The sequence below is a fragment of the Streptomyces sp. NPDC001700 genome (assembly GCF_053596435.1).
Window position 1 is genome coordinate 284,767 of the sequence record NZ_JBSFGE010000003.1, and the last position, 24,021, is coordinate 308,787.

Consider the following 24,021-nt stretch of genomic DNA (forward strand, 5'->3'; position numbering starts at 1 on the left):
CCGCCGAGGGACCCGCGCCCGCACCGCCATCCCCCACCGTCACGCTTACGTAGGGAAGAGCCGCTTCGCCATGACTTCCGCCGCCGATGAGCAACAGCAACAACAGCAGCAGCAGGAACGACAGGAGCAACAGCTCCGCGCCCAGCTGGAGACCCTGACCACCGAGGCGTTCCGCCCCGAACTCGCCGAGATCGACCGGCTCGACACCGTCGAGATCGCCCGCATCATGAACGCCGAGGACGCCGGGGTCCCCGCCGCCGTCGCCGCCCAGCTACCCCGGATCTCCGCCGCCATCGACGGCATCGCCGCGCGCATGGCGGGCGGCGGGCGGCTGATCTACGCGGGCGCGGGCACCGCCGGGCGGCTCGGGGTGCTCGACGCGAGCGAGTGCCCGCCCACCTTCAACACCCCGCCGGACCGGGTGGTCGGCATGATCGCGGGCGGGGCGGACGCCGTGGTGTCGTCCGTCGAGGGCGCGGAGGACAGCGCGGAGCTGGCCGCCGAGGACCTGGACCGGCTCGGGGTCGGGCCGGGCGACGCGGTCGTGGGCGTCTCGGCGTCCGGCCGCACCCCGTACGCCGTGGGCGCCGTCGAGCACGCCCGCCGCCGGGGCGCGCTCACCGTCGGGTTGTCGTGCAACACGGGCTCGGCGCTCGCGGCGGCCGCCGACCACGGCATCGAGGTCGTCGTCGGACCGGAGCTGCTGACCGGGTCCACCCGGCTCAAGGCCGGTACGGCGCAGAAGCTCGTGCTCAACATGATCTCGACCATCACCATGATCCGGCTGGGCAAGACCTACGGGAATCTGATGGTCGACGTGCGCGCGTCGAACGAGAAGCTGCGGGCGCGCACCCGCCGCATCGTCGCTCTCGCGACCAGCGCGACCGACGCGACCAGCGCGACCGACGCGACCAGCGCGACCGACGCGACCAGCGCGACCGACGCGACCGACGCGACCAGCGCGACCAGCGCGACCAGCGCGACCGACGAACAGATCGAGAGCGCGCTGACGGCCACCGGCTGGGAGGCCAAGAACGCCATCCTCACCATCCTCGGCGGCGTGGACGCGCCCACCGCCGAGAAGCTGCTCGCCGAGGCGAACGGCCACCTGCGAGCCGCCCTCGAAGCGGCCACAGAATAAGAAACGGCGGCGGGGCGGCACCCCTTGGGAGAAAGGGTGCCGCCCCGCCGTCGTCAGTGGACGGTATGACCGACCGGCGCGCGGGGCGCCGAAGCCGATCAGAAGTCCATGTCACCGCCCGGCATGCCGCCCGGGGCGCCCGCCGGAGCGGACTTCTCGGGCTTGTCGGCGATGACGGCCTCGGTGGTGAGGAACAGCGCGGCGATCGACGCGGCGTTCTGCAGCGCGGAGCGCGTGACCTTGGCCGGGTCGATGATGCCCTCGGCGATGAGGTCGATGTACTCACCGGTCGCGGCGTTGAGGCCGTGACCCGGGGTCAGGTTGCGCACCTTCTCCACCACGACGCCGCCCTCAAGGCCGGCGTTGACGGCGATCTGCTTCAGCGGGGCCTCCAGGGCCAGGCGCACGGCCTGGGCACCGGTGGCCTCGTCGCCGTCCAGCTCCAGCTTCTCGAAGACCGAGACGGTCTGGAGCAGGGCCACGCCACCACCGGCGACGATGCCCTCCTCGACGGCGGCCTTGGCGTTGCGCACCGCGTCCTCGATGCGGTGCTTGCGCTCCTTCAGCTCGACCTCGGTCGCGGCACCGGCCTTGATGACGGCCACGCCGCCCGCGAGCTTCGCCAGGCGCTCCTGGAGCTTCTCGCGGTCGTAGTCCGAGTCCGAGTTCTCGATCTCGGCGCGGATCTGGTTGACGCGGCCCTGCACCTGGTCGGTGTCGCCGGCGCCGTCCACGATGGTGGTCTCGTCCTTGGTGACGGTGACCTTGCGTGCGCGGCCGAGCAGGTCGAGACCGGCGTTCTCCAGCTTGAGGCCGACCTCCTCGGAGATGACGGTGCCACCGGTGAGGATGGCGATGTCGCCGAGCATGGCCTTGCGGCGGTCACCGAAGCCCGGAGCCTTGACGGCGACGGACTTGAAGGTGCCACGGATCTTGTTGACGACCAGGGTCGCCAGCGCCTCGCCCTCGATGTCCTCGGCGATGATCAGCAGCGGCTTGCCGGACTGCATGACCTTCTCGAGCAGCGGGAGGAGGTCCTTCACGCTGGTGATCTTCGAGTTGACGATCAGGATGTACGGGTCGTCGAGCGACGACTCCATGCGCTCCATGTCCGTCGCGAAGTACGGGGAGATGTAGCCCTTGTCGAAGCGCATGCCCTCGGTCAGCTCAAGCTCGAGCCCGAAGGTCTGCGACTCCTCGACCGTGATGACGCCTTCCTTGCCGACCTTGTCCATCGCCTCGGCGATGAGCTCGCCGATCTGGGTGTCGGCGGCGGAGATGGAGGCGGTGGAGGCGATCTGCTCCTTGGTCTCCACGTCCTTGGCCTGCTCAAGGAGCTGGGCGGAGACGGCCTCGACGGCCTTCTCGATGCCGCGCTTGAGGGCCATCGGGTTGGCGCCCGCGGCTACGTTGCGGAGGCCTTCCTTGACCAGCGCCTGGGCGAGGACGGTCGCGGTCGTCGTGCCGTCACCGGCGACGTCGTCCGTCTTCTTCGCGACCTCCTTGACCAGCTCGGCGCCGATCTTCTCGTACGGGTCCTCGAGTTCGATCTCCTTGGCGATGGAAACACCATCGTTGGTGATCGTGGGGGCGCCCCACTTCTTCTCGAGGACGACGTTACGGCCCTTGGGGCCGAGGGTGACCTTGACGGCGTCGGCGAGCTGGTTCATCCCGCGCTCGAGGCCGCGCCGCGCCTCCTCGTCGAACGCGATGATCTTGGCCATGTGAAGTGGTCCTCCCAAGACGGGGTGGATTGCTCCGGACCGCGCCTGGCGCCCGCGACGGACGGCCTGCCTGCCGTGCGGTTCCTTGCCCCGCACGACGTCGGCTTGCCTCACCGACCCGATCCTTCTGTCACTCTCACCTTCAGAGTGCTAACGCAATAATTAGCACTCGCCCCATGAGAGTGCAAGCGCCCGAGGGGCGTCAAGAGAGCCGACCGGGAGGGGCGGAGGGGGCCCTCGCGGACATGCCAGAGGGCCCGCCCCCTCGCGGGGTGCGGGCCCTCCGGCGTTTCAGTCAGCTGCCTCGCGTTCGGCGCGTCAGCCTACGGCCACGCGGACCATGTCCGCCTGCGGGCCCTTCTGGCCCTGCGAGATCTCGAACTCGACCCGCTGGCCTTCCTCGAGGGTGCGGTAACCGTCCATCTGGATCGCACTGTAGTGGACGAACACGTCCGCACCACCGTCGACCGCGATGAAGCCGTACCCCTTCTCCGCGTTGAACCACTTGACGGTGCCCTGAGCCATTCCTAACTCCCCTATTGCTGGCCCTTGCGCAGGACCGCACTCCGCGGACCCGGGTCAGACCTCACCCCCCGAGTCGAGGGGGGTGTGCGCCGGAACGCGTCGACCGCCGCTGAATGTATCCGTCCCAACGCCCTCTGCAACAGGTCAATTGGACGAGAATTCTGGGCACGGCCGATCGGTAAAAAGTGGAGAATTCCCGTGAAGCTCGGGCAAACCCGGCGGGACATAGGGCGCCAACCCGACAAATCGCGCACACACTTTGCGCACAAGTTGACGAGTTCTCATATGCGGTTCCGGCGCCGGGGCGGATGAGGTAGCCCGGGCCCATTGAGGGAAGCGGGGCAACTCTATCGCGATTCCAAACACGGAATCGCCCCGTCCGCTTTTCCCGGACGGGGCGATTTCCTGAGGTGAGCGGGGTGATGGGGCGTCAGCAGACACCCATCACCGCGGGGTCAGCCACCCGCGACCGCGGGGATGATCGACACCCCGGCGCCGTCCGGCGTGGCCGTGTCCAGGCCCTCGGCGAAGCGCACGTCGTCGTCGTTGACGTAGACGTTCACGAAGCGGCGCAGCTTGCCGGTGTCGTCCAGGACGCGGGCCGCGATGCCCGCGTGGTTCTTCTCCAGGTCCGTCAGAACCTCGGAGAGGGTCGCGCCCTCGGCACTGACCTCGGCCTGGCCGCCGGTGTAGGTACGCAGGATGGTCGGGATTCGGACGTTGACGCTCATGCGAGGCCTGCCTCTCGGAACGAGTCAAGGGTGGGGCGGATGATGGCGGAGGGGCCCGTGGTGGGGGCCACCGCGTCGAGGGTCTTGAGGCCGTCGCCGGTGTTGAGGACAACGGTCGTCAGGGACGGGTCGAGGAGCCCGTCCTCGATCAGCTTCTTGGTCACGCCGACGGTCACGCCGCCCGCGGTCTCCGCGAAGATCCCCTCGGTGCGGGCGAGCAGCTTGATCGCGTCGACCACCTGCTCGTCGGTGACGTCCTCGACCGCCCCGCCGGTGCGGCGCGCGATGTCGAGGACGTACGGGCCGTCCGCCGGATTGCCGATGGCCAGCGACTTGGCGATGGTGTTCGGCTTCTGCGGGCGCACCACATCGTGGCCCGCCTTGAAGGCGGCGGAGACCGGGGAGCAGCCCTCGGCCTGGGCGCCGAAGATCTTGTAGGGCTTGTCCTCGACCAGACCGAGCTTGATCAGCTCCTTGAGCCCCTTGTCGATCTTGGTGAGCTGGGAGCCGGAGGCGATCGGGATGACGATCTGGTCCGGCAGCCGCCAGCCGAGCTGCTCGCAGATCTCGTACGCCAGGGTCTTGCTGCCCTCGCCGTAGTACGGCCGCAGGTTGACGTTGACGAAGCCCCAGCCCTCGCCCACGGGGTCGCCGATCAGCTCGCTGCAGAAGCGGTTGACGTCGTCGTACGTGCCCTCGATGCCGACCAGCTCACCGCCGTAGACGGCGGCCATGACGACCTTGCCCGCCTCCAGGTCGTGCGGGATGAAGACGCACGAGCGGAAGCCGGAACGCGCGGCCGCGGCGCCCACCGCACCGGCCAGGTTGCCGGTGGAGGAGCAGGAGAGGGTGGTGAAGCCGAAGGTGCGGGCCGCCTGGACGGCGATGGCGACGACCCGGTCCTTGAAGGAGTGGGTCGGGTTGCCGGAGTCGTCCTTGACGTGCAGCTCGCCGGTGACGCCCAGCTCACGGGCGAGCCGGTCGGCCTTGACGAGCTGGGTGAAGCCCGGGTTCAGACTGGGGAGTGTGGCCACGTCCGCGGGGACGGGCAGCAGCGGCGCGTAGCGCCAGATGTTGTCGGGGCCGGCCTCGATCTGCTTCCGCAGCCCCTCCGGGTCGCCGCTCGGCAGCTCGTACGCCACCTCGAGCGGCCCGAAACACGATCCGCACGCGAAGATCGGGCCGAGGTCGAAGCGCTCACCGCACTCGCGGCAGGACAGGGCGACGGCGGGGCCGAAAGCGGCGGAGGCGGCGGAAGTGGTTGAGCTTTCGACAGATTGCACAGCCATGGAGGCGAGGCCCTTTCTCCTCATCTTCCTCGGGACGCATTTCGCCACGAGACGGAATTGGCACCTTCCCGAGCTGGGAGCCTCGCTACAGAACGCGAGACCAGCTGGATGGTTGCCGGGGCTTCAACGGGCCGTTCCCTCTGCCCCTCTGGATGAGCGGTATGGCCGCCGGGCCGGACCCGGGGCGTTTGTCCGCACGGTGCCCCCGACATACGAAGGTCATGTGCGCTGTTCAAGACTGTAACCGACGGCCCGGAGGGTTGAGCCAGCCGTCCGAACCGCGAGATGGATCACAACGATCATCACGACGATCATCACGACGATCACGCCGAGCGATCACAGCAGGGAGACGAAACAGGTGCTGGATGAGGTGGAGCGCTGGCTGGAGCACCGCTCCTGGTCGGCCGACGACCGTCCGCTGGACCGCCTGCTGGCCGCGAAGCGCGACACGGCGACGGCGGGGACGGCGACGGCGGGGACGAGCGTCAGCGTGGTGCTGCCCGCGCTGAACGAGGAGGCGACCGTCGGCGAGATCGCCGCCGCGATCCGCCGCGATCTGATGACCGAGGCCGTGCCGCTCGTCGACGAGCTGGTGGTGCTGGACTCCGGTTCCACCGACCGCACCGCCGAGGTCGCCGCGGCCGCCGGGGCGCGGGTGGTGCACCGCGACGCGCTGCTGCCCCGGCTGCCCGCGCTGCCCGGCAAGGGCGAGGTGCTGTGGCGGTCGCTGCTGGCGACCAGCGGCGACATCGTCTGCTTCATCGACGCCGACCTGCGCGAATTCGACGCGCGCTTCGTCTCCGGGATCGTCGGGCCGCTGCTCACCGACCCCGGGGTGCAGCTGGTCAAGGGCATGTACGACCGTCCGCTACGGGATACGGCGGGCCAGGGCGGGCGGGTCACCGAGCTGGTCGCCCGGCCGCTGCTGAACCTGCACTGGCCGCAGCTGGCCGGTTTCGTCCAGCCGCTCGGCGGCGAGTACGCGGCCCGGCGCTCGCTGCTGGAGCGGCTGCCGTTCCCCGTCGGGTACGGGGTCGAGCTGGGCCTGCTCGTCGACGCGCTGCACACCGTCGGGCTCGACGCCCTCGCCCAGGTCGACATCGGCGTGCGCAAACACCGCCACCAGGACGGCAAGGCGCTCGGCCGGATGGCCGCGGCGATCTACCGCACCGCCCAGCTGCGGCTGGCCCGCGGCCATCTGGTGCGGCCCCGGCTGACCCAGTTCGAGCGCGGCGAGAACGGCTTCGAGCCCCGGACCACGGCGGTGGACACGGAGGAGCGGCCGCCGATGATCGAGATCCCGGAGTACGCGGAGCGGCGCGCCGCCTGAGTCCGCCGACTCTTCCGGGGCAAGAAACCGTACGTACGTTTGCGCGGCATGCCCGATGGCTAGGCTCGCGACATGGCCGTTGAGCGCGCCGTCGAGCGCAGCGCACCGATCCTCGTCGCGTCCAACCGCGGCCCGGTCTCGTACGCGCTGGGCGCGGACGGTTCGCTCACCCCCAAGCGCGGGGGCGGCGGGCTGGTCTCCGGGCTGAGCGCGATCGGGCCCGACGCGGGGGCCGTATGGGTGTGCGCCGCGCTCGGCGACGGCGACCGCGAGGCCGCGCGCCGCGCCGGGGCCGGGCACTTGACCTCGGCCGACACCGGCGGGCAGCAGGTACCGCCACACCGGACACCCCCGCAGGACCGGACCGGCCATCTGCCCACCGCCCACACCGGCGGCCAGCAGGTGCGGATGCTGGACATCGCGCCGGACGTCTTCGCCGCGGCGTACAACGGCGTCGCGAACTCGGTCCTGTGGTTCGTCCACCACCTGCTCTACCAGACCCCCATCGAGCCGGTCTTCGACGCGGAGTTCGCCGCCCAGTGGGAGGCGTACGAGACGTACAACGCGGCCTTCGCCGACGCGCTCGCCCAGGAGGCGGCCGAGGGCGCGGTGGTGCTGGTGCAGGACTACCACTTGGCGCTGGTCCCAGGACTGCTCCGGGCGCGCCGCCCCGACCTGCGGATCGGCCACTTCTCGCACACCCCGTGGGCGCCCCCGGACTACTACCGGCTGCTGCCGGACGACGTCGCGGCGGGCGTGCTGCGCGGCATCCTCGGCGGCGACCGCGCCGCCTTCCTGACCGGGCGCTGGGCCGCCGCGTTCGCCGACTGCTGTGCGGCAGTGCTGGGCGCGGAGGTCGTCCGCGCGGCCGACGGTTCGGCGGCCGCCGTGCGCTTCGAGGGCCGGGAGACCCGGCTCGGGGTGCACGGCCTCGGCGCCGATGCCTCCTTCCTGCTGGAGCGGTCGCGGGCGGCCGATGTCGGCGAGCGGCTGAGCGCGCTGCGCGAGCAGATCGGACCGGACCGGAAGACGATCGTCCGAGTGGATCGCACCGAGCTGTCGAAGAACATCGTGCGCGGGCTGCTGGCCTACCGCCGCCTGCTGGAGACCCACCCCGAGTGGCGCGAGCGCGTCGTCCACGTGGCCTTCGCCTACCCGTCGCGCCAGGACCTCGCCGTCTACCGCGACTACACCGAGCGGGTACGGGTCCTCGCCGACGAGATCAACGCGGAGTACGGGACGGAGGGCTGGCAGCCGGTCGCGCTCCATGTGAAGGACGACTTCGCCCGCTCCCTGGCCGCCTACCGGCTGGCCGACGTGGCCCTCGTCAACCCGATCCGGGACGGCATGAACCTGGTCGCCAAGGAGGTCCCGGTCGTCTCCGAGCGGGGCTGCGTGCTGGTGCTGTCGCGGGAGGCGGGGGCGTACGAGGAGCTGGGCGCGGATGCGGTGGTGGTGAACCCGTACGACGTGGAGGCCACGGCCCGCGCCCTGGACGAGGCCCTGCGCACCCCGGACGGCGAGCGCGCGGACCGCACCAAGCGGCTGGCCGCAGCGGCCACAGCCCTCCCACCCCGAGACTGGTTCCTGGCCCAGCTACGGTCCCTGCAAGAGGCCTAGAGTCCCCCACCCCGCCCCTTCCCGAACCGGGGACTCCGCCCCGGACCCCGACCCGGCACCCATCCCCAGGGCTCCGCCCTGAACCGCTGCGGGCGAGCGGGGCGCCGCCGACGCGCCCCCCCCGGCGACCTCCCCGACGCCGGGGCGCCGTACGCGGCTCCGCCCCGACCCGCCCCGAGCACACCGGCCCGCGCACCGCTCACCGGGCTTCGCCACCAGCCCCCGCGTCCCGGCGCTCCGCCACACCCGGGCGCCCTTCGCGGGCTCCGCCCCGCCCGCCGGGCGCACCGACCCGGGCACCGTTCCGCAGGATCACCACCCCACTCGGGGGCCGCTCACCGGGCTCCGCCCTGAACCGCTGCGGTCGGGGCGCGCCCGCCGGGGCCGCGCCTTCCCGTCGGCGTTGCCGCGCCTCGACGTCGGGGATGGCACACCGCCGACCGGTGGGCCGGGGGTCCAGGGGGCTTGCCCCTGCCACGCGGCGGAGCCCCACGCGGCGGAGCCGCACATCGGGTGCTGCTCGGATGCTGCGGGAAGGGGCGAGGTGGGGGACTCTCAGCGCAGCGCCGCCGCCAGGGACTCCAGCAGGGCCACCACCCCCGCCGGGCCGTCGACCACCAGGTCCGCCCGCTCCGCCAGCGCCGTCACCTCCGTGCTGCCGCTGCACACCAGCAACCCCGGCACCCCCTCCCCCCGCAACCGCTCCACGGCCGCGAACGCGGCCAGATCGCCGAGGTCGTCGCCCGCGTACAGCACCGCGCCCGCGGCGGTCTCGCGCACGTACTCCAGCAGCGCGACGCCCTTGTCCATGCCCGGCGGGCGCAGTTCCAGGACCAGCCGCCCCGGTTCGACGATCAGGCCGTGGCGCTCGGCCAGCGCCCGCAGCGGGGCGCGGAGCTGGTCGAAGGCGGCCTGCGGGTCCTCGGTGCGGCGGGTGTGGACGGCGACCGCACGGCCCTTGTCCTCGGTCCAGGTGCCCTGCCAGGCACCGTTCGCCTCCAGGACGCCCGGCAGTTCGGACCGCACGGCGCCGATGCCGGGGTGGGGTTCGGGGGTCTGGACGGCGCGGCTGGACGCGTCCCAGCGCTCGGCGCCGTACAGGCCGAGCACCACGAGGTTGGCCGGGGCACCGCTGTCCCCGAAACCCCCGTAGCGGACGGCGACTTCGGCCGGGCGGCCAGTGATCACCGCGAGGGAGCGCAGCCGGGGGCCCAGCGCGGCGAGGGCCGGGACGGCGCCGGGGTGGGCGCGGGCCTGGTCGGGGTCGGGGACGATGTCGGCGAGGGTGCCGTCGAAGTCGACCCCGAGGACGGCCCGGTCGGGCCGTTCCAGGAGGGCGGCGAGGCCCTGACGTCCGGCGGCGGTGGCGGGTACGGGGAGGGGGTGGCTGCCCATGCGGCGACCCTACCCGGCCCCGCCGACAGCCACCCGCAGCGGCGAACGGCGTCAGCCACTCAAGGGAAAGTCCCACCCCACAAAAACTCAGCGGCGTTCGCGCCGCTCCGCCCGCACGCGGCGCAGCCGGTTGACCGTCACCGGGTCGTGCTCCAGCGCGCGCGGGTCGTCCAGCAGAGCGTTGAGCAGCTGGTAGTAGCGGGTCGGGGTGATCCCGAGCCGCTCCCGTATGGCCCGCTCCTTGGCGCCCGGGCCCGGCCAGCCCTCGCGCTCCACGGCGAGCACGGCCAGGTCCTCCTCGGAGAGTGGTTCGGTCGTCACGGCTTGGCCGTCTCCATGGCGTCCGCGGCCCGCTGGATCTCGCCGAGGACGCTCGCCGGGTCGCCGCCGTCGGCCACCGTCGAGCCGATCTTCTCCTTGACCATCTGGCTGATGGACGCCCACGAGGTCTTGTCCGCCGGGTAGAACTGGGCTCTGTCCATCTGGTCGAGGAAGCGCCACAGCTTCTTGTGGTCCTCCTCGCGGCGCATCGTCGCGGAGACGGACGTGGTGACCGGCAGCAGGTCGTACTGGTCGGCGAAGTCGAGCACGTTCTTGTCCTCGTAGACGAAGTCGAGGAACTCGCCGATCTGCTTCCGCTTGCCGTTCGCCTTGAAGGCCATGAGCCAGTCGGCGACGCCCATCGTCGAGGACGACTTGCCGTTGCGGCCGGGCAGCGGGGCGGTGGCGTAGTCGATGTCGTGCCCGGCGGCCTGCTGCATCAGCGTCGGGTGGCCGTTGAGCATGCCGACCTCGCCACGGGTGAAGGCGTTGAAGACGTCCTGCCGGTTGGTACGGGCCGGGGAGCGCGAGCCGGTGAGGCCCTCGCCGACCAGCTCGTCCCGCAGCCACTGGAACGTCTCGATGTTGGCGTTCGAGTCGATCGTGTAGCTGCCGTTGGTGTCGGTGTAGCCGCCCCCGCCGCTGAGCATCCACATCAGGGTCTCGGCCTGCGACTCCTCGGGGCCGAGCGGCAGCCCGTACGGGATCTTCACCCCGGCCGACTTGAGCTTCCGCGCGGCGTCCTTCAGCTCCGCCCAGCTCTCGGGCGCGGAGGATATGCCCGCCTCGTCGAACAGCTTCTTGTTGTAGAAGAGCAGCCGCGCGCTGGAGACGAAGGGCAGCCCGTACAGCACCCGGCTGACCTCGCCCGCCTGGGCGATCGAGGTGATGAACGAGGCCTGGGTGGGGATGGAGAGCATCTGGTCGGCGCGGTAGAGCTTGCCCGCGGCGGCGTAGTCGGCGTACGCGCCGATCTGCGCGATGTCCGGGCTCTCGCCGTCCTTGACCATCTTGGCGACCTTCTTGTCGACTTCGGTCCAGCTGTAGACCTTGACGTCGACCTTCATACCCCCGTGCTTGGCCTCGAAGGCCCGGGCCAGCTTGTCCCAGTACTTCTGGGAGGTGTTCTCGCCGCTGTCGCCGTAATCCGCCGCGATCACCTTCAGGGCGTTCCCGTCCGATGCGGAGCTGTCGTTGCCGCACGCGGACAGCGTGGGCATCGCCACCGCCGTCGCGGCCCCAGCCGTCGTCAGACTCAAGAACCGTCGCCGCTGCACTGCGTTTTCCCACCCTATGGCTTGATTCATCCTCCGCGATGCTTCTCGCGAAGGTCGAGCGAGTCTGCCTTGCAAACCTCCACAAGGTCTACACCATGGGCGTATCGCTTCGGTATCGGACCTCTCCTTGCCAGGTCAGACGTATCGCACACCCCTACGTGGCGTGTGTCACGTCATCACAACTCGCTTACCTGCGAAGAAGAACCGCCGGGCGAGTGGACTAGACCTCTCACGGCCGAACGCGGGAGACTGTCCCCTGTGAGACACGTCATCGCCCTCGATGTGGGCGGCACCGGCATGAAGGCCGCCCTGGTCGGGGCGGACCACACGCTCCTGCACGAGGCCAGGCGGCCCACCGGGCGGGAGCACGGACCCGAGGCCGTGACCGCCGCGATCCTCGACTTCGCCGCCGACCTGCGCGCCCTCGGCGAGCGGCGGTTCGGCGAACCGGCCGCGGCCGCCGGGGTCGGCGTGCCCGGCGTACTGGACCAGGAGCGCGGCGTCGTCGTCTACGCCGCCAACCTCGGCTGGCACGACGTACCGCTGCGCGCGCCGCTGTCCGAGCGGCTGGGCGGCATCCCCGTCGCGCTCGGGCACGACGTCCGGACGGGCGGGCTGGCCGAGGGGCGGATGGGGGCGGGCCGGGACGCCGACCGGTTCCTGTTCGTCTCGGTGGGCACCGGGATCGCGGGCGCCATCGGCATCGAGGGCCGTCTCGAACCGGGGGCCACCGGCTCCGCCGGCGAGATCGGCCACGTCGTCGTACGCCCCGGCGGCCCCCGGTGCAGCTGCGGCCAGTACGGCTGCCTGGAGACGCTGGCCTCGGCCGCCGCCGTCGGCCGCGCCTGGGCGGCGGCCGGTGGCGGGCCGGGCGCGGACGCGGCCGACTGCGCCAAGGCCGTCGAGTCCGGCGACCCGCGGGCCGAGGCGGTGTGGCGGGAGGCGACCGGCGCGCTCGCCGACGGCCTGGTGACCGCGCTTACCCTGCTCAACCCCGAGCTGATGGTCGTCGGCGGCGGGCTCGCGGAGGCCGGGGACACGCTGTTCATCCCGCTGCGCGCGGGGGTGGAGGAGCGGGTCACGTTCCAGCACCTCCCCCGTATCGTCCCGGCCGCGCTCGGGGACACCGCCGGATGCCTGGGCGCGGGCCTGCTCGCCTGGGACCTCGTCGCGGAGCAGGCCGAGCAGTCCGAACAGGCCGAACAGGCCGAACAGGCCGAGCAGGCCGAGCAGGCCGGGCAATCCCCTACCACGGAGGTATCCGACTGATGGCCCAGCGAACGGTTCTCACAGGCGCCCGGGTGGTGCTGCCGTCCGGGGTCGTCACGGACGGACGGCTGACGATCGAGGGCACCCGCATCGCCGGTACGGACACATCCCCCAGCGACACCGTCCGCGACCTGTCCGGCTGCTGGATCGTCCCCGGCTTCATCGACCTGCACCTCCACGGCGGCGGCGGAGCCTCGTTCACCACGGGCACCACCGAAGAGGCGGTGACCGTCATCCGGGCGCACCGCGCGCACGGCACCACCACGATGCTCGGCTCCACCGTCACCGGCGACCTCGACGACCTCGCCCGGCAGGCCGCCGTCCTCTCCGAGCTGACCGAGCAGGGCGAGCTGGCGGGCGTCCACTTCGAGGGACCGTTCATCTCCCCGCACCGCTGCGGCGCCCACCAGCCGTCGCTGCTGCGCGACCCCGACCCGGCGGACGTACGGAAGCTCATCGACGCGGCGCGCGGCACCGCGCGCATGATGACGCTCGCGCCCGAGCTGCCGGGCGGGCTGGAGTCCGTCCGCCTGCTGGCCGACAGCGGCATCCTGGCGGCCGTCGGCCACACCGACTCGACGTACGAGGCGACCCGGGAGGCCGTGGAGGCGGGCGCGACCGTGGCGACCCACCTGTTCAACGCGATGCCGTCGCTGCTGCACCGCGAGCCCGGGCCGGTGGCCGCGCTGCTGGAGGACGAGCGGGTCACCGTCGAGCTGATCAACGACGGGACGCATCTGCACCCCGCCGTGCTGCAGCTGGCCTTCCGGCGCGCGGGCGCGGACCGGGTCGCCTTCATCACCGACGCGATGAGCGCGGCGGGCATGAGCGACGGCAGCTACGCGCTCGGCCCGATGGGCGTCGAGGTCAAGGACGGCGTGGCGCGGATCAGCGACGGGCCCACGGCCGGTTCCATCGCGGGCTCCACCCTCACCCTCGACCACGCCTTCCGGCGGGCCGTCACGGTCGACGGGCTCGGCGTGGACCAGGCGGTCCGGGCCCTGTCCGCGACTCCCGCGAAGGTGCTGGGTCTGGACGACCGGGTGGGGTCGCTGGAGGCGGGCAAGGACGCGGATCTCGTCGTCCTCGACGCGGACTTCCGGCTGCGGGGCGTGATGCGGCGCGGCGACTGGGTGGTCGACCCGCGCTAGAGCCACCACCCCTCCCCCCTCACCGGCCCCGCTGATCCCAATTGGCCGATTTCGCACCATGATTGGGCGTCCCGGTCATCCCAAAGGGGTGGGCCGGGCGCCGAGCCTTTGGCATGATCGCTCAGGCGCGGGCGCCGCTCGGCCCCCAGCCACACGCTTTCAGCACAGGAATCTCCGTCCGGCGGGGGGACGGGAGAGGAGATGCCGGGTGATCCTGACGGTCACGCTCAACACCGCCCTCGACATCACCTACCGGGTGCCCCGACTGCGCCCGCACGCCAGCCACCGCGTGACCGAGGTCACCGAACGGCCCGGCGGCAAGGGCATCAACGTCGCGCGCGTCCTCGCCGCACTCGGCCACCACACCGCCGTCACCGGCTTCGCCGGAGGGGTGACCGGCACGGTGGTCCGTGAACTGCTGGCCGGTGATCAGGACACAGCCTCGGGCGGCGGCCGGATCACCGACGCGCTGGTGCCGATCGCCGGGACCACCCGGCGCACCCTCGGCGTCGTCGACACCGCGTCGGGCGACTCCACCCAGCTCAACGAGCCGGGCCCGGCCGTCACCGCCGCCGAGTGGGCCGCCTTCATGGACGCCTACGCCACGCTGCTGCGCGAGGCCTCGGCGGTCGCGCTGTGCGGCAGCCTGCCGCCCGGCGTCCCGGTCGGTACGTACGCCCAGCTCATCCGCGAGGCCCGGGCCGCGGGCGTCCCCACCCTGCTGGACACCAGCGGCGAACCGCTGCGCCGAGGCGTCGCCGCCCGCCCCGACATCGTCAAGCCCAACGCCGAGGAGCTGGCCGGGCTCACCGGCTCCACCGAGCCGCTGCGCGCCGCGCGCGACGCCCGGCGGCGCGGGGCGCGCGCGGTGGCCGCCTCGCTCGGCGCGGACGGGCTGCTCGCCATCACCGCCCAGGGCGCCTGGCGCGCGGCCCCGCCGGAGCGCCTGCCGGGCAATCCGACGGGCGCCGGGGACGCGGCGGTGGCGGGGCTGCTGTCCGGTCTGGTGGACGAGGTGCCCTGGCCCGAGCGGATCGCGCGCGCGGTGGCCCTGTCGGCGGCGGCCGTACGGGCACCGGCGGCGGGCGAGTTCGACCGGGCGGTCTACACGGAGCTGCTGGACCGGATCGAGGTCACCGAGCACCCGGCGGCGGCCTGAGTGAAGGAAGAGAGGGTGGCGGCGCGGAGGCGCCGCCACCGTCGCGCTCTCAGCCCCGCTTCAGCCACATCTGGTCGAGATTGACATCACACTTGTCACCGTCGCCGCAGGACAGGGTGATCGTGTTGCTGCCCTGGCTGAGCTGGACGATGGACCACGAGTACGTCCAGCCCTTCTCGAAGTCGCCCTTGGGCGCGTTCGAGAAGTTCTTCATGCTGATCGGCCGGTCCGACTTCTTGCCGTTGACCGTCAGCGACAGGCTCTGGTCCTCGCCGGGCACGCCGTAGCGCACGTACAGCTTGTACGCCTTGGCCCGGTCGACGTCCACGTCCCAGGTGGCCGAGGAGCCGGGGCTGTTGAAGCCGCCGACGTAGGTGCCGCCGTCGCCCTTGGCGCCCTTGATGTCGCTCGCCGGGGCCGCGCCGCCGCCGAGCTGCATCTTGGCCGCGTCCTCCTTGGGCAACCTGGTGGCGGGCTTCTTGGAGGGCTCCGGCTTCTCGCTGGGCTCCACGCTGGACGCCGCCGTGGGCTTGCCGCCCGCCTGGTCGCCCTGGTCCTTCTCGTCGTCACCGTTGGTGAGCATCGCCACGCCGATGCCGATGACGACCACCGCGACCACGGCGACGGCGCCGATCAGCAGCCCCCGGTTGTTGGGGCCGCGGCCGCCACCGCGCGGGGCGGGGGCGGGCTGGCGGGGGCCACCGCCGCCGGGCAGCGTCTCGGGGGCGGCGTAGTGGGCGTTCTGCTGCCCGTAGCCCTGCTGACCCTGCTGGCCGTAGCCCTGCTGCTGCTGGTTCGGGATCTGCTGGCCGTAGTTGCGCTCACCGACCGCGCGGACGTGGTTGTACGAGGTCCGGGGCACCCCCGGCTGCTGCGGTGCGGCCGGACCGGGGTAGCCGTACCCACCGGTGCGTGCGGAACCCGGCTGACCCGACTGGCCGCCCTGCCCGCCCTGATCGCCCTCCGAGCGGTACAGATAGGCGAACGGGTCGTCGTTCTCCGGTGTGTCCGAGCCGTTGTTGCCGGCCGTCATCCCTGGTCACTCCCCTATGCATATGGCCATCGGCGCTCAGGTGTGCGTACGCGCCACGACAGCTCATATCAGGGCCGACAGGGCCTCAACAGGGCGTGGGCTGTCCGGATGGCCAATATTCATGATCGGTTCACTGTCGGCGGCAGGGCCGCATCGACGCAGCGTACCTCGATCGGGGCAGGGTGGGCTGCCGCCCGTCTCGGCCACGGCCCGCCCGGCCCTTATCCGGCCCGTCTGCGCTCCTTCGAACGGGATCGCTTCTCGACGTACATACGCTGGTCGGCGGAGTGCAGAACCTCCTCGGCCGACATGCCGCAGCCCGCCCAGCCGATCCCGAAACTGGCCCCTACCCGGACCGCCCGGCCATCGACCCGGATGGGCGGCAGGATCGCGTTGCGCAGCCGGACGGCCAGGTCCTGGGCGTCCGCCCGGCCGAGGCCGTCGGCGAGGACGACGAACTCGTCACCGCCGAGCCGGGCGACGGTGTCGCCGTCCCGCACCCCGCTGGTGAGGCGGCGGGCGACCTCGATGAGGACCGCGTCGCCCGCGTGGTGGCCGAACCGGTCGTTGATCGACTTGAAGCCGTCGAGGTCGCAGAAGAGGACCGCGAGCCCCTTGTGGCCGTCGTCGACGGCGTCGTCCTCGTTGGGCGCGAAGGTGTGCACATGGTGGTCGAACTGGACGCCGCCCGCGGCGAGCGGGGGCAGCGGGCCGAAGCCCTCGAACTCGTCGAAGCCGGGCGGGAAGCCGCTCGCGGCCGGGACGGCCGGGGCGCCCGGACCGTCGCCGCCGTCCGCTCCCGGCGGCCTGTCCAGCCCGCCCAGCCCGTCGGGGAACTCCGCCCGGCCTCCCGGCGGCGGATGGGCGCACAGCCTGCTGCCGAGCCGGGCGCGCAGCTCGGCGCTGTTGGGCAGACCGGTCAGCGAGTCATGGCTGGCGCGGTGGGCGAGCGCCAGCTCATGGCGCTTGCGCTCCTCGATGTCCTCGACGTGGGTGAGCAGGAAGCGCGGGCCGTCGGCGGCGTCGGCGACCACCGAGTTACGGAGCGACACCCACACGTACGTGCCGTCCCGGCGGGCGAGCCGCAGCTCGGAGCGGCCGCCCTCGTGGGAGGTGCGCAGCAGGGTGCCGATGTCCTCGGGGTGGACGAGATCGGCGAACGAGTAGCGGCGCATCGCCGAGGCGGGGCGGCCCAGCAGACGGCACAGGGCGTCGTTGGTGCGCAGCAGATGACCGTTCTGATCGGCGCCCATCTCGGCGATGGCCATGCCGCTGGGGGCGTACTCGAACGCCTGACGGAAGGATTCCTCGCTGGCCCGCAGGGCCTGCTGCTCGCGCTCCAGCCGCAGCAGGGCGCGCTGCATGTTGCCGCGCAGCCGGGCGTTGCCGATCGCGATGGCGGCGTGGAAGGCGTACATCTGCAGCGCCTCGCGCCCCCACGCGCCGGGGCGCCGCCCGTTGCGCGGCTTGTCGACGGCGAGGACGCCGATCAGCTCTCCGCCGGAGCCGCCCGCCGCGTGCAGCGGGGCGAACAGGCGGTCCATGGGGTGCCACTCGTCGGCGAAGCGGGGCGCGGGGCCGGGGGTGTGCCACTGCGGCACGTCGTCATCGTCGAGGACCCAGCCCTCGGTGTGCGGGATGAAGCGCAGCTCACCCCAGCTGTCCCCCATCGACAGCCGCCGGTCCCATGAGGTCCGGGAGCCGACCCGCCCGGCCATCAGCGCCTCGGCGCCCGCGCTGCCGCCCACGGCGGCAACGACGAGGTCACCGTCCGGACGGACCAGATTGACGGCCGACAGCTCGTAGCCGAGCCCGGCTATGACGCCGTCGGCGACGGTCTGCACGGTGTCGGCGAGGCTGCGGGCGGTGTTCAGATCGGCGACCACCTGATGCAGCTGCCGCAGGGTCGCAAGGCGGATATAGGGCTCCGACTCGGCCTCCATCGCTCGCACTCCCCCGAGACCTCGACAGCAACTCCTGGCTTCCTGTGTCGTCCGATTGCCAACGGCCACTGAATCACAGCGAGCTGCCCACCCGGTACACAGGGTCAACAATTACTGGCTGCTGTGACTCATGTCACAGACCGTGTTCGAGGCCCATCAGAACCGCGTGGGAGCGCTCCTACTTTTTCTGAAAGCAAATCCGCAAGCGGTCCGCCTACGTCCGGAGACCTACGTCCGCACTGGTCCGGCGGCCCGATGCGGAGGGCGGCGCGACGCGGCTAGCGTGTAGAACGTGTTTCAGACGAAGCCTTCCGCTCCCACTCCCGCCCACGACCCGACCGGACCCGCCGTCCCGCATGCTGGTGGGGTGAGTGAGGACGACTTCCGCGCCGCCCTGGCGCGACTCGCGGCCGGTGTGGTGCTGGTGACCGCGCACGACCCGGAGGAGGGGCCGAGCGGTGAGGACGTCGGCATGACGGCCACCGCGTTCATGTCGGTGTCACTTGACCCGCCGCTCGTGATGGTGAGCGTTCGCAACGAGTCCCGGCTGGACGAGCTGCTCGAACGACAGCCGCTCTGGGCGGTGTCGGTCCTGTCGGAGAGTCAGCGGACCACAGCGGGACGATTCGCCATGAAGGGGCGCATCAGCGACCGGCTGCTGTTCGCGGACATGGCGGTGACGCACGGCGCGGAGTCGGGCGCTCCGCTGGTGTCCGGGGCGCTGGCGACACTCGAATGCCACACCGAGCAGCGGGTGACGGCCGGGGACCACACCCTGGTGGTCGGCCGGGTGCTGTCGGCGACGACGCCGAGCGCGGAGGGCGGGCCGCTGATGTACTTCCGCGGCCGCTACCGCACGCTCGAATAGACCGCTCTCTCGAAGAGAACGCGCACAAAGAAAAGAGGGGCCGAGCGCTCAGCCCCAGTCGCGCCCCGAGCGCCCGCGCTTGGTGTCGCTCTGCCGCTTCTTCTCCCGCAACCGCCGCTCATTGATGCCGCGCGGGATCCGGGTCGGACGGCGCGGCCTGGGCGGCGGCGCGGTCGCCTCGGCGAGCAGCGAGGCGAGCCGGACGGCGGCCGTCTCGCGGTTGCGCCACTGGGAGCGGTGCTCGGACGCCCGTACGGTCAGCACCCCGTCGGCCAGCCGCCCGGCCAGCCGCTCCAGCGCGCGCTCCTTCCATACGGGCGGCAGCGCGTCGGTGGTGGCGAGGTCGAAGCGCAGCTCGACGGCGGTGTCACTCGTATTGACGTGCTGCCCGCCGGGCCCGGACGACCGGGAGAAACGCCAGATCAGCTCGGCCTCCGGCAGGGAGACCGAACCACGGATGACATAGGGGCCGGACATGGCTCCATGGTCACCTGCCGACCCCCGCGCCGTCATCCCGTTTTGCCGGGCGCCGGGGCGGGCGCCGGGGCAGGCACCGGGCGCGGCCCCAGGGACGGCCATCAGGGTTTGGCAAAGAAAGTAAAGGTACCTGGAACCTGTGGGTGCCCTGATGGCGTTGTGGAGGATGACGGCGACTTCGCCCGGAGCCAATGGACGAAGCCCGCCGCCTCGAACCATCGAGACCACGAAAGGGACTCCCCATGGCTGTAAGCCTGTCCAAGGGCGGCAACGTCTCGCTCACCAAGGAGGCACCGGGCCTGACCGCCGTCACGGTCGGCCTCGGCTGGGACGTCCGCACCACCACGGGCACCGACTTCGACCTGGACGCGAGCGCCATCGCCGTGAACACCAACGGCAAGGTCTACTCCGACCAGCACTTCGTGTTCTTCAACAACAAGGCCACGCCGGACCAGACCATCGTCCACACCGGTGACAACGTCACCGGTCAGGGCGAGGGCGACGACGAGCAGATCAACATCAACCTGGCGGGCCTGCCCGCCGACATCGAGAAGATCGTCTTCCCGGTCTCGATCTACGACGCCGAGACGCGCAGCCAGAACTTCGGCCAGGTGCGGAACGCGTTCATCCGGATCGTCAACCAGGCCGGTGGCACCGAGATCGCCCGCTACGACCTGAGCGAGGACGCCGCCACCGAGACCGCCATGGTCTTCGGCGAGCTGTACCGCAACGGCGCGGAGTGGAAGTTCCGCGCCGTCGGCCAGGGCTACGCCTCGGGCCTGGTCGGCATCGCGCAGGACTTCGGCGTCAACGTCTGAGGTTCCACACTCGGCGCCCAGCGCTGAGCGCTCCACGCGGCGAGGGCCGCCCCCACCAAGGGGGCGGCCCTCGCCGTGTTTCTGAGCACATCCCCCTCAAAGGGACATTGCCGCAGCATGCCTCACTGACCGAATTTTGCCCTGTTATAACAACGGACGGTCAAATTCTTGTTACGTGCCTATCCGAACGGATCGTTCGATGACAATCTCTGCTCGGCTCGCCGCGCGTCGCATCTGACTCCGCGGTAAGTCCTGGTTCCGCGCGCACAGCGGCGCGGGACCCAGCGCTTGGCACCTCACGCACCACTCCTGCTCTACCGGGCAGCCCCACCCAAGGCTGCCCGCACCCCCTACGCAGGGCCGCGAGCCAGCGGCCCCTCAGCAAGGAGACCGAGTGAGACCTCACGCTTCCTCTCCCCGTAAGCAGGCCATCCGTGCGGCCGCGTTAGTCGCCTCCGCCGCCATGGTCGTCATCGGCGTCCAGACCGGCTCGGCCAGCGCCCAGCCGGACAACGCCCGCGAGGCCGGCGCGACCGCGCTGCAGCTGACCCCCGCGGAGCGCACCGCCTCGATCAAGGCGGCGCAGGCCGACGCTTCCGCCCAGGCCGACCACCTGGGGCTCGGGGCCAAGGAGAAGCTCGTCGTCCGCGATGTCATCAAGGACGCCGACGGAACCGTGCACACCCGCTACGAGCGCACCTACGACGGGCTGCCCGTCCTCGGCGGCGACCTGGTCGTCCACGAGAAGACCAGCGGCGCCCGCACCGTCACCAAGGCGACCAGCGCGAAGATAGCCGTGCCCGGCACGGCCGCCGAGGTGTCCGCCTCCGCCGCCTCCAAGGCCGCGCTGAAGGCCGCGACCACGGCCGACTCCGGCGAGAAGGCCACGTCGCCGCGCAAGGTGGTCTGGGCCGAGAGCGGCAAGCCCGTGCTGGCCTGGGAGACCGTCGTCACCGGCACCCAGAAGGACGGCACGCCGAGCGAGCTGCACGTCGTCACCGACGCCGCCACCGGCAAGAAGCTGGCCGAGAACGAGACCGTCCACACCGGGACCGGCACCAGCAAGTACAGCGGCACGGTGCCGCTCGGCACCACCAAGAGCGGCACCACGTACAACCTCACCGACGGCGCCCGCGGCAACCACAAGACGTACGACCTGAACCAGGGTTCGTCCGGCACCGGCACCCTCTTCACCGACGCCGACGACGTCTGGGGCGGCAGCCGCCAGACCGCCGGGGTGGACGCCCACTACGGCGCCGCCGAGACCTGGGACTTCTACAAGGAGGTCCTGGGCCGCAACGGCATCAAGAACAACGGCGTGGGCTCGTACTCCCGCGTCCACTACGGCAACAACTACGTCAACGCCTTCTGGCAGGACTCCTGCTTCTGCATGACGTACGGCGACGGCTCCGGCAACGCCAACGCGCTCACCTCGATGGACGTGGCCGGCCACGAGATGAGCCACGGCGTCACCGCCGCCACCGCCAACCTCAACTACAGCGGCGAGTCCGGCGGCCTCAACGAGGCGACCTCCGACATCATGGCCACCGCCACGGAGTTCTACGCCGCGAACGCCTCCGACGTGGGCGACTACCTCATCGGCGAAAAGATCAACATCAACGGCAACGGCACCCCGCTGCGCTACCAGGACAAGCCGAGCAAGGACGGCGCGTCCCGCGACTACTGGTCCTCGACGCTCGGCAACATCGACGTCCACTACTCGTCCGGGCCCGCCAACCACTTCTACTACCTGCTGTCCGAGGGCAGCGGTGCGAAGACCATCAACGGCGTGAGCTACAACAGCCCGACGTACGACGGCTCGACGGTCACCGGCATCGGCCGGGACAAGGCCACCAAGATCTGGTACAAGGCCCTGACCACGTACCTCACCTCCACCAGCAAGTACGCCCAGGCCCGCACCGCCACCCTCAACGCGGCGTCCGACCTGTACGGGTCGACGAGCACCGAGTACAAGGCGGTCGCCGCGGCCTGGACCGCGATCAACGTGAAGTGACTGACTGATCTGCCGTAAGACGCGGTAAGCGGAACGGGCCGCACCGGCGATTCCGGTGCGGCCCGATGCGGTCACCCAGAGTTCCTGTCGTAGCCCCTGATCGGCGCTTACGCTGCTCCCATGACTCAACACGTACGCGGCGTGGTGGCCCCCGGCAAAGGCGAACAGGTACGGATCGAGACGATCGTGGTGCCGGATCCCGGCCCCGGCGAAGCGGTGGTGAAGGTCCAGGCGTGCGGCGTCTGCCACACCGACCTGCACTACCGGGAAGGCGGCATCAACGACGAATTCCCGTTCCTCCTCGGGCACGAGGCGGCGGGCGTCGTGGAGTCCGTGGGCGACGGCGTCACCGAGGTGGCCCCCGGCGACTACGTCATCCTCAACTGGCGTGCGGTGTGCGGCCAGTGCCGGGCCTGCCGCCGCGGCCGCCCCTGGTACTGCTTCGCCACCCACAACGCGTCCCAGCCCATGACGCTCACCGACGGCACCGCCCTGACGCCCGCCCTCGGTATCGGCGCGTTCGCCGAGAAGACGCTCGTCGCGGCGGGCCAGTGCACCAAGGTCGACCCGTCCGCCTCCCCGGCCGCCGCCGGGCTGCTCGGCTGCGGGGTGATGGCGGGCATCGGCGCCGCCATCAACACCGGCAACGTGGGGCGCGGCGACTCGGTCGCCGTCATCGGCTGCGGCGGGGTCGGCGGCGCGGCGATCGCCGGATCCCGGCTCGCCGGTGCCGCGAAGGTCATCGCGGTGGACGTGGACGACCGGAAGCTGGAGCAGGCGCGCTCGCTGGGCGCCACCCACACCGTCAACGGCAAGACCGCCGACGTGGTCGAGTCCATCCGCGGCCTCACCGACGGCAACGGCGCGGACGTGGTGATCGAGGCGGTCGGCCGCCCCGAGACGTACCAGCAGGCCTTCTACGCCCGCGACTTGGCGGGCACCGTCGTCCTGGTCGGCGTGCCCACCCCGGAGATGAAGCTGGAACTGCCGCTGCTCGACGTCTTCGGACGCGGCGGCGCCCTCAAGTCCTCCTGGTACGGGGACTGTCTGCCGTCCCGCGACTTCCCGCTGCTGATCGACCTCTACCAGCAGGGGCGGCTCGACCTCGACGCCTTCGTCAGCGAGACCATCGGGCTCGACGACATCGAGGCGGCGTTCGACAAGATGCACCGCGGCGACGTCCTGCGCTCGGTGGTGATGCTCTGATGACCCCTGGTGGTGACTCCGCGATGACCCCTCCGCCCGTCCCTCCGCCCGTCCGTATCGACCATCTGGTCACGTCCGGCACCTTCTCGCTGGACGGCGGCACCTGGGAGGTCGACAACAACGTCTGGCTGGTCGGCGACGACCACGAGGCGTACGTCATCGACGCCGCCCACGACGCGGACGCGATCGTCGAGGCCATCGGCGACCGCCGCCTGCTCGGCATCATCTGTACGCACGGCCACGACGACCACATCGACGCGGCCCCGGAGGTCGCCGACCGCACCGGCGCCCCGATCCTGCTGCACCCGGACGACGAGGTGCTGTGGCGAATGCGCCACCCCGACCGCGCCCCGGACAAGCCACTGGCCGACGGCGACGTGCTCACCGTCGGCGGTACGCAGCTGCGCGTCCTGCACACCCCCGGCCACTCCCCCGGCGCGGTCTGCCTGCACGCGCCCGCGCTGACCACGGTGTTCTCCGGGGACACCCTCTTCCAGGGCGGACCGGGCGCGACCGGACGCTCGTACTCCTCTTTCGAGACGATCATCGAGTCGATCCGGGAGCGGCTGTTCGCCCTGCCGCCGCAGACCGTCGTCCGCACCGGGCACGGCGACCCGACGCTGATCGCGGACGAGGCGCCGCACCTGGAGGAGTGGATCGCGCGCGGCCACTGAGGCCCGCTGAGGCTACGCGCCGTAGGGCGCCCGGGCCCGATCCCGGCGCCCTACCC

The 24,021-nt window shown here is 71.6% G+C and carries 21 protein-coding genes and 1 riboswitch; of the genes, 11 read left to right on the top strand and 10 right to left on the bottom strand.

Features of this window, described 5'->3' with window-relative positions:
• The first annotated feature begins 70 nt into the window (after positions 1 to 70).
• Positions 71 to 1,141, top strand: coding sequence for an N-acetylmuramic acid 6-phosphate etherase (murQ, locus tag ACWC5C_RS06980; RefSeq protein WP_450874451.1), 1,071 nt, complete (start codon positions 71 to 73; stop codon positions 1,139 to 1,141).
• Between the two features lie 98 nt (positions 1,142 to 1,239).
• Here the strand turns inward: murQ and groL are convergent, their stop codons facing one another.
• The 4 genes from groL to thrC form a co-directional block, all read right to left on the bottom strand.
• Complete coding sequence (groL, locus tag ACWC5C_RS06985) at positions 1,240 to 2,865, bottom strand: chaperonin GroEL (RefSeq protein ID WP_450874452.1); 1,626 nt, start codon at positions 2,863 to 2,865, stop codon at positions 1,240 to 1,242.
• A gap of 318 nt (positions 2,866 to 3,183) precedes the next feature.
• Positions 3,184 to 3,390 carry a cold-shock protein gene (locus ACWC5C_RS06990; protein WP_009716982.1) on the bottom strand — a complete coding sequence of 69 codons (207 nt, stop codon included), beginning with the start codon at positions 3,388 to 3,390 and terminating at the stop codon, positions 3,184 to 3,186.
• Between the two features lie 455 nt (positions 3,391 to 3,845).
• On the bottom strand, positions 3,846 to 4,121 hold the full coding sequence (locus ACWC5C_RS06995) for a MoaD/ThiS family protein (RefSeq protein WP_450874453.1): 276 nt from the start codon (positions 4,119 to 4,121) through the stop codon (positions 3,846 to 3,848).
• Positions 4,118 to 5,410, bottom strand: a complete 1,293-nt coding sequence (gene thrC / locus ACWC5C_RS07000; RefSeq protein WP_450874454.1) for a threonine synthase — start codon at positions 5,408 to 5,410, stop codon at positions 4,118 to 4,120. Before thrC ends, ACWC5C_RS06995 begins: the two co-directional genes overlap by 4 nt.
• A 17-nt stretch (positions 5,411 to 5,427) precedes the next feature.
• A riboswitch (SAM riboswitch) is annotated at positions 5,428 to 5,569 on the bottom strand.
• A 199-nt stretch (positions 5,570 to 5,768) separates the two neighbouring features.
• Between thrC and ACWC5C_RS07005 the strand changes: the two genes are divergently transcribed.
• Together ACWC5C_RS07005 and ACWC5C_RS07010 are read left to right on the top strand one after the other, a co-directional pair.
• Complete coding sequence (locus ACWC5C_RS07005; RefSeq protein ID WP_450874455.1) at positions 5,769 to 6,740, top strand: glucosyl-3-phosphoglycerate synthase; 972 nt, start codon at positions 5,769 to 5,771, stop codon at positions 6,738 to 6,740.
• A 72-nt stretch (positions 6,741 to 6,812) separates the two neighbouring features.
• Positions 6,813 to 8,360, top strand: a complete 1,548-nt coding sequence (locus tag ACWC5C_RS07010; protein WP_450874456.1) for an alpha,alpha-trehalose-phosphate synthase (UDP-forming) — start codon at positions 6,813 to 6,815, stop codon at positions 8,358 to 8,360.
• Between the two features lie 555 nt (positions 8,361 to 8,915).
• Here the strand turns inward: ACWC5C_RS07010 and otsB are convergent.
• From otsB to ACWC5C_RS07025, 3 genes are all read right to left on the bottom strand, one after another.
• Positions 8,916 to 9,755 (bottom strand): trehalose-phosphatase, encoded by an 840-nt coding sequence (gene otsB / locus ACWC5C_RS07015; protein ID WP_450874457.1) that lies wholly within the window; start codon positions 9,753 to 9,755, stop codon positions 8,916 to 8,918.
• 87 nt (positions 9,756 to 9,842) lie between these two features.
• The gene (locus ACWC5C_RS07020; protein WP_450874458.1) at positions 9,843 to 10,076 is read right to left on the bottom strand and encodes a DUF3263 domain-containing protein; all 234 of its coding nucleotides are present in this window, start codon (positions 10,074 to 10,076) and stop codon (positions 9,843 to 9,845) included.
• Positions 10,073 to 11,353, bottom strand: coding sequence for an extracellular solute-binding protein (locus ACWC5C_RS07025; protein WP_450874459.1), 1,281 nt, complete (start codon positions 11,351 to 11,353; stop codon positions 10,073 to 10,075). The genes ACWC5C_RS07020 and ACWC5C_RS07025 overlap by 4 nt, the downstream gene beginning before the upstream one ends.
• A gap of 258 nt (positions 11,354 to 11,611) precedes the next feature.
• On the opposite strand from ACWC5C_RS07025, the gene ACWC5C_RS07030 reads away from it, so the two are divergent.
• The 3 genes from ACWC5C_RS07030 to ACWC5C_RS07040 all read left to right on the top strand — a co-directional run bounded on the left by ACWC5C_RS07030 (position 11,612) and on the right by ACWC5C_RS07040 (position 14,932).
• The gene (locus ACWC5C_RS07030; RefSeq protein WP_450874460.1) at positions 11,612 to 12,622 is read left to right on the top strand and encodes an ROK family protein; all 1,011 of its coding nucleotides are present in this window, start codon (positions 11,612 to 11,614) and stop codon (positions 12,620 to 12,622) included.
• The gene (gene nagA / locus ACWC5C_RS07035) at positions 12,622 to 13,773 is read left to right on the top strand and encodes an N-acetylglucosamine-6-phosphate deacetylase (protein ID WP_450874461.1); all 1,152 of its coding nucleotides are present in this window, start codon (positions 12,622 to 12,624) and stop codon (positions 13,771 to 13,773) included. Before ACWC5C_RS07030 ends, nagA begins: the two co-directional genes overlap by 1 nt.
• A 208-nt stretch (positions 13,774 to 13,981) precedes the next feature.
• On the top strand, positions 13,982 to 14,932 hold the full coding sequence (locus ACWC5C_RS07040) for a 1-phosphofructokinase family hexose kinase (RefSeq protein ID WP_450874462.1): 951 nt from the start codon (positions 13,982 to 13,984) through the stop codon (positions 14,930 to 14,932).
• Between the two features lie 49 nt (positions 14,933 to 14,981).
• Here ACWC5C_RS07040 and ACWC5C_RS07045 read toward each other — a convergent pair whose 3' ends face one another.
• Both ACWC5C_RS07045 and cdgB read right to left on the bottom strand, forming a co-directional pair.
• Positions 14,982 to 15,965, bottom strand: a complete 984-nt coding sequence (locus ACWC5C_RS07045) for a CBM35 domain-containing protein (protein ID WP_450874463.1) — start codon at positions 15,963 to 15,965, stop codon at positions 14,982 to 14,984.
• Positions 15,966 to 16,186: 221 nt separating this feature from the next.
• Positions 16,187 to 17,908 (bottom strand): diguanylate cyclase CdgB, encoded by a 1,722-nt coding sequence (gene cdgB / locus ACWC5C_RS07050; RefSeq protein ID WP_450874464.1) that lies wholly within the window; start codon positions 17,906 to 17,908, stop codon positions 16,187 to 16,189.
• Between the two features lie 367 nt (positions 17,909 to 18,275).
• Between cdgB and ACWC5C_RS07055 the strand changes: the two genes are divergently transcribed.
• Positions 18,276 to 18,776: a flavin reductase family protein gene (locus tag ACWC5C_RS07055; protein WP_450874465.1), complete on the top strand. Its 501-nt coding sequence runs from the start codon at positions 18,276 to 18,278 to the stop codon at positions 18,774 to 18,776.
• 48 nt (positions 18,777 to 18,824) lie between these two features.
• Here the strand turns inward: ACWC5C_RS07055 and arfB are convergent, their stop codons facing one another.
• The gene (gene arfB / locus ACWC5C_RS07060; protein ID WP_450874466.1) at positions 18,825 to 19,253 is read right to left on the bottom strand and encodes an alternative ribosome rescue aminoacyl-tRNA hydrolase ArfB; all 429 of its coding nucleotides are present in this window, start codon (positions 19,251 to 19,253) and stop codon (positions 18,825 to 18,827) included.
• A gap of 242 nt (positions 19,254 to 19,495) precedes the next feature.
• Here arfB and ACWC5C_RS07065 point away from each other — a divergent pair, with 242 nt between their 5' ends.
• From ACWC5C_RS07065 to ACWC5C_RS07080, 4 genes are all read left to right on the top strand, one after another.
• Positions 19,496 to 20,071, top strand: a complete 576-nt coding sequence (locus ACWC5C_RS07065; protein ID WP_385445628.1) for a TerD family protein — start codon at positions 19,496 to 19,498, stop codon at positions 20,069 to 20,071.
• Positions 20,072 to 20,465: 394 nt separating this feature from the next.
• On the top strand, positions 20,466 to 22,085 hold the full coding sequence (locus ACWC5C_RS07070) for a M4 family metallopeptidase (protein WP_450874467.1): 1,620 nt from the start codon (positions 20,466 to 20,468) through the stop codon (positions 22,083 to 22,085).
• Between the two features lie 120 nt (positions 22,086 to 22,205).
• The gene (locus ACWC5C_RS07075; protein WP_450874468.1) at positions 22,206 to 23,291 is read left to right on the top strand and encodes an S-(hydroxymethyl)mycothiol dehydrogenase; all 1,086 of its coding nucleotides are present in this window, start codon (positions 22,206 to 22,208) and stop codon (positions 23,289 to 23,291) included.
• Between the two features lie 23 nt (positions 23,292 to 23,314).
• Entirely contained in the window at positions 23,315 to 23,965 is a 651-nt protein-coding gene (locus ACWC5C_RS07080; RefSeq protein WP_450874469.1) for an MBL fold metallo-hydrolase, read from the top strand.
• Positions 23,966 to 24,021: the final 56 nt, after the last annotated feature.

Excerpts from the sequence above, each read along its gene's own strand:
- arfB (WP_450874466.1), bottom strand. The coding sequence starts at position 19,253 with ATGTCCGGCCCCTATGTCATCCGTGGTTCGGTCTCCCTGCCGGAGGCC.
- ACWC5C_RS07065 (WP_385445628.1), top strand. The coding sequence starts at position 19,496 with ATGGCTGTAAGCCTGTCCAAGGGCGGCAACGTCTCGCTCACCAAGGAG.
- ACWC5C_RS07075 (WP_450874468.1), top strand. The coding sequence starts at position 22,206 with ATGACTCAACACGTACGCGGCGTGGTGGCCCCCGGCAAAGGCGAACAG.
- ACWC5C_RS06990 (WP_009716982.1), bottom strand. The coding sequence starts at position 3,390 with ATGGCTCAGGGCACCGTCAAGTGGTTCAACGCGGAGAAGGGGTACGGC.
- ACWC5C_RS07010 (WP_450874456.1), top strand. The coding sequence starts at position 6,813 with ATGGCCGTTGAGCGCGCCGTCGAGCGCAGCGCACCGATCCTCGTCGCG.
- thrC (WP_450874454.1), bottom strand. The coding sequence starts at position 5,410 with ATGGCTGTGCAATCTGTCGAAAGCTCAACCACTTCCGCCGCCTCCGCC.
- groL (WP_450874452.1), bottom strand. The coding sequence starts at position 2,865 with ATGGCCAAGATCATCGCGTTCGACGAGGAGGCGCGGCGCGGCCTCGAG.
- murQ (WP_450874451.1), top strand. The coding sequence starts at position 71 with ATGACTTCCGCCGCCGATGAGCAACAGCAACAACAGCAGCAGCAGGAA.
- nagA (WP_450874461.1), top strand. The coding sequence starts at position 12,622 with ATGGCCCAGCGAACGGTTCTCACAGGCGCCCGGGTGGTGCTGCCGTCC.
- ACWC5C_RS06995 (WP_450874453.1), bottom strand. The coding sequence starts at position 4,121 with ATGAGCGTCAACGTCCGAATCCCGACCATCCTGCGTACCTACACCGGC.
- cdgB (WP_450874464.1), bottom strand. The coding sequence starts at position 17,908 with ATGGAGGCCGAGTCGGAGCCCTATATCCGCCTTGCGACCCTGCGGCAG.
- ACWC5C_RS07080 (WP_450874469.1), top strand. The coding sequence starts at position 23,315 with ATGACCCCTCCGCCCGTCCCTCCGCCCGTCCGTATCGACCATCTGGTC.
- otsB (WP_450874457.1), bottom strand. The coding sequence starts at position 9,755 with ATGGGCAGCCACCCCCTCCCCGTACCCGCCACCGCCGCCGGACGTCAG.
- ACWC5C_RS07045 (WP_450874463.1), bottom strand. The coding sequence starts at position 15,965 with ATGACGGCCGGCAACAACGGCTCGGACACACCGGAGAACGACGACCCG.